The organism is Candidatus Poribacteria bacterium (assembly GCA_026706025.1).
Lineage (GTDB): Bacteria > Poribacteria > WGA-4E > WGA-4E > WGA-3G > WGA-3G.
Genome location: JAPOZO010000033.1, coordinates 1 through 11,358 on the forward strand (window position 1 = coordinate 1; position 11,358 = coordinate 11,358).

Genomic DNA, 11,358 nt, shown 5'->3' on the forward strand with positions numbered 1-11,358 from the left:
GACTGAAGAGGGTTTTTGAAGTCTTCAAGGTTTTCGCGTAGAATCCGGTTCGGTTGGGAAACCGAACCTACCGGACCTGGGGCTGAGACGGTTGTTTTTTCTAAAATTGACGCTTATGGTGCGGTTGGGAAACCGCACCATAGGTGTCAATTTAGCGATTTTTCACGGTATTTTGTAGGAATGTCTCTACAAATGCCGCCCCTACGGGGCTTAGGTCTGTGAGTTCCGTTTTTCTACAGAGATACCATCCCTACGGGATTCAAGAGGTTTTTGAAGTCTTTAAGGTTTCTATGTAAAATCCGGTTCGGTTGGGAAACCGAACCTACCGGCCTGGAGGTCGCGACGGTTATTTTTCTAAAATTGACACTTATGGTGCGGTTGGGAAACCGCACCTACCGGGCTTGGGGAAATCAGGGTTACTGATTTAAATAATTAAACTTCATCAAACCGCCTCTACTGGGTTTCGATATTATGTACTTGGTTTGTTATTCATGTAGGCACGGTTACGGCGTGCATCAAGAGAGTATTGATTTTGTAAAGAGACAGACCTGCTCAAATGGGCATGTTCACGATATACGGTGCAGGTGTGGTCGGAAGATATTTGCCGTCCAACGCGTTGATTCAAGACGTTGGAAATCTATTGATCGTAAAGTGCTTTGGAAATATCCGGACGCACGCACACCCGGGAAGTAAGCACGGGGGAACAAAGAAGGAATGGCAACTGCAGAGACGCCAACGGGCACGCTTGACGCGCTGCCTGATTCACTTAAACAAACATTACAAAGCCTGAATATACCGACAGGACAAATCCGATTTGCTGTTCAAAGCGATATAAGTTCAACAGGTAGCTACGGCGAAGAGTGGTTCGTGCTGACAGATGCAGCGATATTTACCGTAACGGGTGAGGGTGATGTGCTTCACTATATCCCTTATAAAAGTGTGTTGGGTATCCGCGCTGAAGTCGTGGTAGATGCGGGTCTCTTAGTGTTAGAAACGCAAGAAGGGACAGTTGACCTTATCCGGTATTCCAACGGGTATGCGGCGAAATTCGGGTTTGTCGCGCGATTCATCGGGGACGAGATTGAGTTCCGAGACGGTAAACGCGATGAAGCCCCGATTTGGGACTATAAGCCTGAGGATCACGCCTGTAAAAATTGCGGACTCCTGTTACCAGACGAGTTCTCACCTTGTCCGGCATGTACCAAGAAGCACAAGGTGATGTTACGGATTTTGTCTTACATACGCCCGTATCGTGGTAGGGCAATCCTCTATATTATATTCCTTATCTTTGGAACACTCATTGCATTAGCACCTCCGTATTTCACACGCATCCTTGTTGATGATATCTTGATGTTAAGCGAAGCCCCTAACGCCGTGTCAGAAGCATCAGAGACGTGGTTGGGTGAAATATTCAGGGGTATTCAACCGCTCACTGTCGCTTTATCCGTGGCTGTAGGCATGCTGTTAGCGATAATGGTTACCAGCACAATTTTTTCAATTTTCCAACAACGCCTGGGGGCTTGGCTGACGTTCCGTATTGCTGCAAATATCCGGGCACATGTTTACCAACATCTTCACAATCTATCAATCCGATTTTTCGACAAGCGCACAACGGGGACGGTTATTTCACACGTTACGGAAGATAGCGAGAGACTTCAGGACTTCATGTTAGAAGGACTTTCGTTTCTCAGTGTGCAGATGTTTATGTTCTTTGGGATTGGGGGTATGCTTTTCTTGATGAATTGGAAATTGGCATGCTTTATCTTAATTCCAATTCCGATAATCGTCTTGGGTGCGGGTTGGTTTTGGAAGAAAGTGCGAAGCCTTTGGCATCGCGCCTGGCGTCGCCGCTCAAAACTCTTCGATGTCGTCAATGACTCCGTATCCGGTATTCGGGTCGTTCGCGCCTTCGGACAACAGCGGGGTGAGGTTAACCGATTTGGGACTGCTAATGTAGATACACGGGACTATGAGACCTATGCTGAGATGGTTTGGGCAACTTATTACCCACCTTTGTTGTTTGCTATCAACTTCGGAACGCTCATCGTTTGGTATGCCGGTGGACTTGATATTATTACCGGCCCCATGCAGCTCGGAACCTTGTTCGCTTTTCTCGGTTACCTTGGTATGTTTTATCAACCGTTACGCTATTTTAGTCCGCTTATCAATTGGGCTTCGCGCGCAATGACAGCGGCGGAACGACTCTTTGAGGTCATAGACTCGCAACCGGAGCAGTTAGATGATGGTAGCCTTAAAGCGATGCCGAACATCACGGGTGAGGTTAAATTCCATAACGTGACTTTTGGTTATGAATCACACAAGCCGGTACTCAAGGACATTAGCTTACATGTCCAACCCGGAGAGATGATCGGACTTGTCGGTCATTCTGGTGCGGGGAAGTCAACGCTTATTAATTTAATTTGTCGGTTCTATACACCGGATTCTGGGCAATTAGAAATCGATGGCGAGGATGTTAAGCAGATTAACCTTAAGGATTTGCGACAACAGATTGGGGTCGTGCTACAGGATCCGTATCTGTTCAGTGGCACTATAGCCGAGAATATCGCCTACGCGCATCCGGATGCTTCTATGGAAGATATCATCGCAGCCGCGAAAGCGGCGAATGCACAGGAATTCATCGTCAAGTTCCCAGACGGTTATGATACCGAAGTCGGTGAACGCGGTGGGAGCCTGTCCGGCGGTGAACGGCAACGCGTCTCAATTGCCCGGGCGATTTTGCACAACCCACGCATCCTGATTCTCGACGAAGCCACCTCGTCCGTGGATGTAGAGACAGAGAAAAAAATTCAGCAAGCGATTGACAGGCTTGTGCAGAACCGGACGACGTTTGCGATTGCACACCGACTTTCAACACTCCGAAACGCCGATCGGCTTTTTGTCATCGAAAAGGGGAAAGGTGTCGAGTGCGGCTCTCACGAGGAACTCATGGCACAACAGGGTATCTATTACAAACTTGTAGAGACGCAAAGGGAAGCCGCGAATGTCCGTGCACAAGCACAAGCCGTAGAGGGGTAAGATGGAAAACGGAAATACTGAGAAACAGCACACAACCACCACAGAGGACACGCCAAAATCGGAGTTGTCTGAATCAGATGACTTTACGCCGCGTTATTTGGATGCAGCCCAGCTTACGTTTACGCGTTCTGAAGTCGAGACAGCACGGCTCGAGATTCAGGATGAAGCCTGTTATCTGCGCGTAGTGGTGCGGCGGCTTATGCCGCTTAGCAATCCTGACGGTTATATTTCACTTGCTGCCGACGAAGATACCGAGATCGGCATCCTCGTGAACCCATCAGAACTTGCCCCGGAGAGTCTGAAAATTCTACAAGAGGAACTGGATAAGCGATATTTCACACCGACGATTCAGAAGATTCATCGCGTGAAGGAACAATTCGGGATCCATGAATGGGAAGTTGAAACGGAACGCGGACGTATAACGTTCTCGGTGCGTGGGTTGAATCAGAACATCAAACAGCTACCGCCAGCTCGGCTTTTTGTGACGGATGTACGCGGGAATCGGTACGATATTCCGGACTATCGGGAGTTAGATGCGCAGAGTTATCAGCAAATTCAGCGGCATCTGTAAAGATAAAAATGAAACAGAGACGTTTTCAGGCAGTTACTGCTTCAATTGGATTACATCTATTCTTTGCCCTAATTGTGGCGTTGTTGTTATCTGAACAGAGGATATTGGATAACGAAGCGTTTGAGGCGACACTCGTTAAACTCAATCCAACCCAAACGGAGCTGGAAATCCGTCCGACCCATCGAACTGTCACCGCCAATCCTATACTCACAACAGAGGTTTCCACGCCTCGCACACCGACGCAGGTATCACATATACGGCAGCTGCCGCAAAAACAGACGACTATCATGCGGCAAGTGCCAAAGTTTGATGAGGCGTTGGATCCTTTAGAAGTCGCGGATGTTCCTACACTCTCCAATGTCGAGACCCCGAATACTGCATCGACACACACAACTGCTCCGTCTGGGGGTGGGACACCGATGATCGAAAGAGCAGGACCGCCTACCATTAGAAGTAGAGAAACAGGGGTAGCCGACACTGGATTCACAGAATTTCTTGATGGGTCGCTGCCGACAGGCGGATTAGGCGATGGGGCTGATATTGCGTTGCGACATTCTGTGAAAATACCGAAAGAAAAATTGGGTGGTATTCTTGAAGGGGCAGGCAACGAGATTCGCGGACATATCCGCCTGATTCGGCTCAAACACTCGCTTTCAGATTGGTGGCAGGACCCGACTGCGATCCCGTCACTCATCAAGTGGTTAGAGGATCACACCCCGATTCGCGCGGATATGGATTTTGCAGGAGGCGCGCTACAACTCACGGATCCTCAGATCCTGGATGCCCCGCTTATTATTATGACAGGGCATGATAAAGATATTACCGTAAGTCGTCAGCTTGCAAAAGACGGTCCATTGCAGACGGGTTTTACGTCAGAAGAACGCGCAGCGCTTCGGGAATATATTGTTGAGAAACGGGGTATGCTGTTTTTCGACGATTGCGGTTTCAATGGGCTTTTCGCACATATTGTCGCTGATGAACTGAGGCAAATCTTTCCAGAATATCCACTTGAGATTCTACCGCATGATCACGAAATCTATAGTATCCATTACCACTTACCGAAACCACCGACGGGTGGCGATGTGTTCTGGGGTAATGAGAACAACGCACAACCGACGCAATTCCGTTTTCAGAAAGGGATTATTATTGACAATCGGTTGGCAGTGGTTTACAATCGGAAAGATTATATGTGCGCGATGGAGACTGCGGAGATTGAGAGTCGCACGATGCTACGACTCCGGCGTTCCACGGATGTCTATCGGTTCATGTCAAACCTACTGATTTACGCGCTAAAGTATGGTGGCAACACGGATAGGACAAAATATATGGAGTGAGTGTTATTTGTTTCCCAAGTTTTGTGTAATTAGAAGCTCTTGGCTATCGCATCTGCGAGGTTCTTGGGGAAGTCGAACAGAGATGTCAGATTCGTCCGGATCAACATGCGTTTGATGCCTTTGTTGACGTTAACGAGTGCCGTCCGTCCACCGTTTTGTTTAATCTGGGTGCTGGAAGTGATAAGAACCCCTAATCCGGCACTGTCCATTGTCTGGGCTTTTGCCATATTAAAAATCAGTGTAGGTGTTCCTTCCTGTGTCGCGAGCTGCTGAATATGTTCTTCAAGCATAGTTTTAAGTATAAGTGCATCTTGCCCGACAACCCTTCCTTGAATTTCTAAAAGCGTAAAATTTTTGTTTTGAATATTGACTTGCATGTGTTCTCCCTCTGTCTTCTTTCTCGGTGACTACCCATTACGCGGTTGAATCAGGTTCAGACTTAAACAGATACATGAATTTGCGTAACTCTTAAATCTCTTAAATGTCTGCACCATTAGGAATTGTAGCACAAAATTGAACTGAATATCAATATATAAATTGACGATAGAAAACTGCTATAAAATTTAGAGACATATACACTATTCGGCATAGCCACGCTGTGCTATAGATCATTCTTCAGGTGGGAGATCTGCGACAGAAAACGCGATATGTACATAGAGATGCGTATAGGTATTCGCATAAGTTCTTGTGTTTCTCTGGAATTTGCTATGTCTAACGTAAGTTATCATCTATTTATAGACATAGCACCCCTACGGGGTGGCAAGAATGCCTGAAAAAACCTGATTGGAACGTTCAAAATTTGTTAGTAGCAATTTGAGTTATAGTAGATTCCGTAATTATTTATACACTCAGCATCGGTTCGGTTAGGAAACCGAACCTACCGGGGGAAACTGAAAGTGTGTATTTATTTTTGGAATTTACTATAAAATAATTTGTATCGTGTCTCTCATCCCAAAGAGTTTCGAGGTAAAACAGATGACATTAACAACGGAAAAAATCACAAACATCCTTGCTGAAAAATCCGAATATCTTGCTGAGGCGTATGGCGTTAAGAGGATCGGCTTATTTGGTTCTTATGCTAAAGGCACATACACTGAAGCCAGTGATATTGACATCATCGTCGAATTTGAAACGCCATTAGGTTTTGAATTCATGGATTTTGCTGATTATCTCGAAGAACTCCTCAGTAAACCAGTGAATGTTCTTACCCTGGGTGGACTTCAAGGGATTCGGAATCCGCATGTCGCTCAATCTATAAGGGAAAGTATTGTCTATGTCCAATAGAACAGATTCTACGAATTGTCCTAATCCCATGCGGCATGTAAGAATCGGAGCCAGTTGCCGTGCATAATTGCGGCGATGTCGTCGTCGTTATAGCCGCGGGCTGACATTATGCCGGGTATCTTCTGGAGATCGGTGATGGTGTCCAAATCACTGGGGGACTGCTCACGTCCATAGCCACCATCCAAGTCCGTGCCGATAGCGGCATGCCGAGTGTTCCCCGCCAATTGACAAACATAGTCAATGTGATCAACGACGTTGTTTAAGGTGACCTTGTCGTTCGGCGTTTCACCAGTAATCCAACCGGGTTGGAGCATCCAGGCATCAAAAGCAGCACCGATGACCCCATCCCGCTCGAAGATTGCACGTAATTGTGCGTCGCTGAACTGGCGTTGATGCGGAACGAGTGCGCGACAGTTATTATGACTGGCGAGGACTAAGCCGTTGTAGTGATCTAATGCCTCCCAGAATGCCTGATCTGAGCAATGGGTGAGATCAAGAATAACGCCTAAACGTTCCATCTCAGCGAGCAAAGGCGGGCCGAGTTCTGTCAATCCGATTTCTGTGCCTGTTCCACCGGCGTATCTTCCGGGACCGTAGTGCGTCAGTCCTATCAGTCGCAACCCGCCATCAACCCAATCTTGTAATTGTGTCGGATGAAGAATCGGGTCGGCACCCTCCATGCTAATTACAAATCCTAAAGGTGGTGCATTATCGTAGTCGCTTGCGTCGCCTATCGCTGTGTTCTCCCACGTCTGCCAAGCGTTGATGTGTCCGTCTAATTGTCCGCGGTCCGTGATGATGCGGACGTATCCCATTCTTTCTAAGGCGCGGTAGTAAGCGAGTTGTCCTTGTGCAATGCCGTAGGATTGGGCAGGCGAAGCGAAATCGGAATGCGGAGAGGGTCTACCAGTGGAGCGGGCAAATAGGGTAACGAAACTCAGGGCAATCCGTCCCTGACGCATCTCCGGGAGTGCAACTGTGCCTTCGGTACGTCCTTTACCAGATGTGCGTGCTTCTTGGGTGCGGATTGTATAGGCAGAGCTCAACAAATCCCGGTTGCCTTGTAAGGCGTTCATTGACAAGTCAAGGTGTGCATCAACAATGAGCATAAAGACTCCTTTTTTGGTGTATTGAAATAGGGAAAAACCGAGTTAGTTACTCTCTGGATATGCGGCGAGATGTGCTCCGGGTGTGCCGTTTTGATAATCACCATCGCATGCATTGCGCATCCATCCACTGAGTCGGGTAACGAGGTCAGGGTGATCGGCTGAAAGGTCGTTTTCTTCACGATAGTCATTGGGAAGATGATATAACTGAAAACTGTCCGTACGGTTGATATACCGTAGTTTCCAACCCTCTGCTGTTACGAGTGCTGGCCCGAGCCGAGAGGCATATATGACCCATTCGTGGTGCTGCTGGTCTTCATGCCTTTCAAGCAGCGTTGGTAAGAACGATACGCCGTCTTTGTCTTGTGGCATCTCGGCGCCGATGAAGTCAGCGAGCGTTGGCATTAGATCGTAGTTCGTGAGCATGTGGTCGGAGACACTGTTAGGTGTAACCCTTCCGGGCCAGCGTACCATGTAAGGGATGCGTGTGCCGCCTTCCCAACTCGACCACTTCAAGCCGCCCATACCGTCGTTTCCGTTGAACACATCGCCACCGGTCTCCGAATAGAATTTCGTTGTGATGTCGTCAAATTGGTTACCTTCCAAATCCACTTGCCGCCCTGTCGTTCGTCCTTGTTGGCGGTAATACACTTCGTGTCCGTTATCAGCGGAGAAGACAATCATCGTGCGGTCATCGATTCCAAGTTGTTCGAGTTCGTCCAAGATAATCCCGACGGTTTCGTCAAGTTTTAGGATCATGGAGGCGTACTCTTTCTCATACGTTGTCAACGCCGAAACCTGTTTCACTGCGGGGTGGATGTCAGGAATAGCGATTGGTCCGTGTGGCAACTGGGACGGATGATAGAGGAAGAAAGGTTTATCGTGATGGGTACGGAGAAATTCAATGATTTTCTCGTTGAAAATGTCCTGAGAATATACCGCCTTCCCTTGCCGATTTCTGCGAAACTCCATATTTTCAGGAGATTCTGTATTTGGATTCACTGCACAATCGGCGTGTGTATTGCCTCGGATAGGCGTGGTTTGCCCGTTTTCAAAGAGATAGGGTGGGTAAAAACCGTGGCAACGCTGATGGTCGTAATAACCGTAGTGATACTGCCAACCGTGGCGACGGATACGTGCCCCGGTTGTAGCGAAACCCCATTCGAGTTTCCCGATCTGTCCTGTAACGTAACCCGCTTCTTCAGCGATCTGTGCCAAGAAAACATCATCGGGACCGGCTTGGAGTCCGGTCGTATGTAGCAACTCTGTAATTTGATCCAGTGTTAGTTCACCGGCACTCAATCTGTGGTAGAGTCCACCTTGGGTATATGTCCATGTTCCTTGGTGGCAATCGTGGATCCCCGTCAGCATGCTGGCACGGGATGGCGCGCAGAATGCGCAACCGTAGGCGTGGTTGAATCTCATACCTTGGTTTGCAAGGCGGTCGATATTCGGAGTCTCGAAATGTTGCTGTCCGTAGCAGCTGAGCATACCGCGTCCGAGATCGTCTGCGAAGATGAGAATGACATTCGGGTTATCAGTCATAATTACGATACCAAACGTTGAAAGAATCAAGTTTTTTCATGCAAAAGTGATTGGGATTCTGGCTCACCTATCTGCTCATAAAACAAATCGGGTAAATTCGCTTGTAAGTCAGCGTGTTCAATAGTTATCGCAACAAGGTTCCCCTTAGCATCTAAATCTATGTAAATATTCTCGTTAATTTCTTTTGTTTCAGCAACGGCACGCCCTGAAAACTCAATAAGTGCTGTAGCAGTGTCATGAAAATATTTTACTTTCATTATGAACTTCCTCTAAAATTTCGATCGAAGAAAGCATTATGAACTGTTTCTCCATCCGCAAGCAGAATCACTCTGAGAAACTTATCCTCTTCTGGAATCCATTTCCATTTTCTTATTCTCCCATCCCCCTGTATTTCTGTATACACAGGATCCGCGATGGTCTGTTCAATCCATTCAGTTTTGATTCTGACGCGGTCAGGTCGTCGTCGGACATGTAGAAAGCATTGCGTTGATTTCAAATTTTTGCGGTAACCTCAATTAAACCCAAGCAATCATTCTGAAAGAAGAATATCTTAAGTGCTCCAATAGAAACTCATCGCTATCGTACGGAGAAAATACTATTCAAACTGGAAGGCGCGTTGCCTGTAAAGATGCTCGAACAAGTTGCCTTCGTGGGGACTGTCCCAAGAGATTTGATTCGTCGGGATTGCTCCTAAATTGAGTCGGTCAATACGGGGTGTTGCGATGAGGTCTTGCGTAAGTGCTGTACTGTCTGTAATTGCGGTAGCAACCAGGGTCGCACCGATGGCTTCGACTAACGCCGTTGATGGCACTTCAATGACGCTCACAAACGGGAACGGGAATTCGGTGTTTGCCAATGGATGTTCTGCATCTTCACACCATATCACAGTCGGTCTGAGGAAAGTGCAGCCATCTAATTCTACGACTCGGTCACCGGTTGTTAATTCCGTTGCCCCCGGTTCTTTGAGGTGTCGGTCAATGAGCGACGAGATGCCGTGCGCGGCTTTCGGATTTGCCCACGCTGCGATTCCGGCTTCTGGGTGATCCAGCGGTTTCGGTTCGATGCGTGCCAAGCGTTCTGCTAACGCTTCAGCGATTTCGCGTCCATTCGCTGTTACCCATACACCAGAGGCGTTAATGCAAGACCTGCCACCGTTTTTCGCGACCGATTCTACGATGAGATCGAGGTACTGCTCTGAGTTGTTCTGCTCACCTTCGTGGATGATGATTTTGCTGCGTCCGGGTCCGTGGATTTCGACGCGCGGCGTGTTTACCCACGGCGCGACGGTTGAACCACCACCGAAAAGCATAGAACGTCCGCATCGGGATAGGATCTCATTAGCACCGGAATAATCGGTTGGATAGAAGCTGAACGCCTCTTGCGGCGCACCTGCGGCGATAAACGCCTGTGTGATGCGGTAGGGGGTCCAAGGTTCCTCGCGTCCCGGCTTTAGCACAACGGGGACTTTCAAAGCGATAGCAGGCACCCATAGTGAATGCACACCGGGTGAATTGCTCGGTAGGATAGCACCGAGCGAATCCGTTTCACAGACATAACTCAATGTGCGTCCATCTTGGATACCCCATCCGGTATCAAGGAGTTGTAAATCCAAGCCGCGGGTGAGTCCATCTAAAACTGTCTCTATATTCTCCATGACCCCTTGAATCTTGAGCAAATTCTGTTGACAGAGCACCTCAGGTAAGCCGGTTGTCCCAGAGACCTGTTGGATATAGTCCGTTGGCGATTGCTCGGTGCCATCAAGTGGCAGCGTCTCTGTTGAGAAAAGGCGTGCTGCCTCCTTGCAGATAGAGATCAATTCGGTGATAGGACGTTGTGCGAGTGCCTCTTTCTGGAGCGCTATGTCAACGAGATCCTTTGCGATCAAGCCGCGATTGGCTTGGCTCACCTCTACCAAAGGGTCGCCCGTTTTGATATGTGACACGCGGACGGTGTTCAGGCTTCTGTAAGAACGTCCGGCGCGCAGAATTGGGATGTGTATCATGGTTTGCTATTGGGTTACGGCACAGCGGAGTGTGCCTACTACTTTGTCTACTACCATATAATTTTCGCCACCCATCCAGAGGCGGCATCGCAGTAGAGGAAATTGTCGCCGTAGAGGGATAAACCGTGCGGTTCTGGGCAGTCTTCAGGTACCTCAATCACATCAAGCGGCGTGCCGTCTTTAAGGTCGAGTTTGACGATGACCCTATCAGAGGTATGGGTAGACCAAAGCCCATCTTCAACACGAACCATACCGTGCCCACGTCCGTGTGGTAACGGCAGCGTCTTTTGCACAGACCAGTCGGAAATTCTGACCTTATGCGTGACTTGATTCTTGAGTGTTTGTACCCAGAGATGCCCTTCATCGTAGTGGTCGTATTCGATACCGTGTGTGCCGCCGCCATCAGGTATCGGATAGCGTCCAAGGGTTTCGCCAGTAGCTGGATCAACTTTGAAGACCTCACCTGTCTCGGCATCAGTA

The 11,358-nt window shown here is 48.4% G+C and carries 11 protein-coding genes; 4 read left to right on the forward strand and 7 right to left on the reverse strand.

What is annotated here, in order from left to right; all coding sequences use genetic code 11:
* Positions 1-714: 714 nt before the first annotated feature.
* Genes OXH00_07610 through OXH00_07620 form a run of 3 tightly spaced genes read left to right on the forward strand, consistent with a single transcriptional unit; the run spans position 715 to position 4,941 of the window.
* On the forward strand, positions 715-3,036 hold the full coding sequence (locus OXH00_07610; GenBank protein ID MCY3740870.1) for an ABC transporter ATP-binding protein: 2,322 nt from the start codon (positions 715-717) through the stop codon (positions 3,034-3,036).
* Position 3,037: 1 nt separating this feature from the next.
* Complete coding sequence (locus OXH00_07615; GenBank protein ID MCY3740871.1) at positions 3,038-3,607, forward strand: DUF1854 domain-containing protein; 570 nt, start codon at positions 3,038-3,040, stop codon at positions 3,605-3,607.
* Between the two features lie 8 nt (positions 3,608-3,615).
* Positions 3,616-4,941 carry a DUF4159 domain-containing protein gene (locus tag OXH00_07620; protein MCY3740872.1) on the forward strand — a complete coding sequence of 442 codons (1,326 nt, stop codon included), beginning with the start codon at positions 3,616-3,618 and terminating at the stop codon, positions 4,939-4,941.
* Between the two features lie 29 nt (positions 4,942-4,970).
* On the opposite strand, the gene OXH00_07625 is transcribed toward OXH00_07620, so the two are convergent.
* Entirely contained in the window at positions 4,971-5,318 is a 348-nt protein-coding gene (locus OXH00_07625; GenBank protein ID MCY3740873.1) for an STAS domain-containing protein, read from the reverse strand.
* A gap of 598 nt (positions 5,319-5,916) precedes the next feature.
* Between OXH00_07625 and OXH00_07630 the strand changes: the two genes are divergently transcribed.
* Entirely contained in the window at positions 5,917-6,225 is a 309-nt protein-coding gene (locus tag OXH00_07630; GenBank protein ID MCY3740874.1) for a nucleotidyltransferase family protein, read from the forward strand.
* Between the two features lie 20 nt (positions 6,226-6,245).
* Here the strand turns inward: OXH00_07630 and OXH00_07635 are convergent, their stop codons facing one another.
* The 6 genes from OXH00_07635 to OXH00_07660 all read right to left on the reverse strand — a co-directional run.
* Positions 6,246-7,334, reverse strand: coding sequence for a membrane dipeptidase (locus OXH00_07635; protein ID MCY3740875.1), 1,089 nt, complete (start codon positions 7,332-7,334; stop codon positions 6,246-6,248).
* A gap of 42 nt (positions 7,335-7,376) precedes the next feature.
* Positions 7,377-8,876 (reverse strand): sulfatase-like hydrolase/transferase, encoded by a 1,500-nt coding sequence (locus tag OXH00_07640; GenBank protein MCY3740876.1) that lies wholly within the window; start codon positions 8,874-8,876, stop codon positions 7,377-7,379.
* 26 nt (positions 8,877-8,902) lie between these two features.
* On the reverse strand, positions 8,903-9,133 hold the full coding sequence (locus tag OXH00_07645) for a DUF2283 domain-containing protein (protein ID MCY3740877.1): 231 nt from the start codon (positions 9,131-9,133) through the stop codon (positions 8,903-8,905).
* On the reverse strand, positions 9,133-9,372 hold the full coding sequence (locus OXH00_07650) for a hypothetical protein (GenBank protein ID MCY3740878.1): 240 nt from the start codon (positions 9,370-9,372) through the stop codon (positions 9,133-9,135). The genes OXH00_07645 and OXH00_07650 overlap by 1 nt, the downstream gene beginning before the upstream one ends.
* Positions 9,373-9,471: 99 nt before the next feature.
* Complete coding sequence (locus OXH00_07655) at positions 9,472-10,878, reverse strand: aldehyde dehydrogenase family protein (protein ID MCY3740879.1); 1,407 nt, start codon at positions 10,876-10,878, stop codon at positions 9,472-9,474.
* Positions 10,879-10,928: 50 nt separating this feature from the next.
* A partial coding sequence (locus tag OXH00_07660; GenBank protein MCY3740880.1) for a hypothetical protein occupies positions 10,929-11,358 on the reverse strand: 430 nt, incomplete at its 5' end.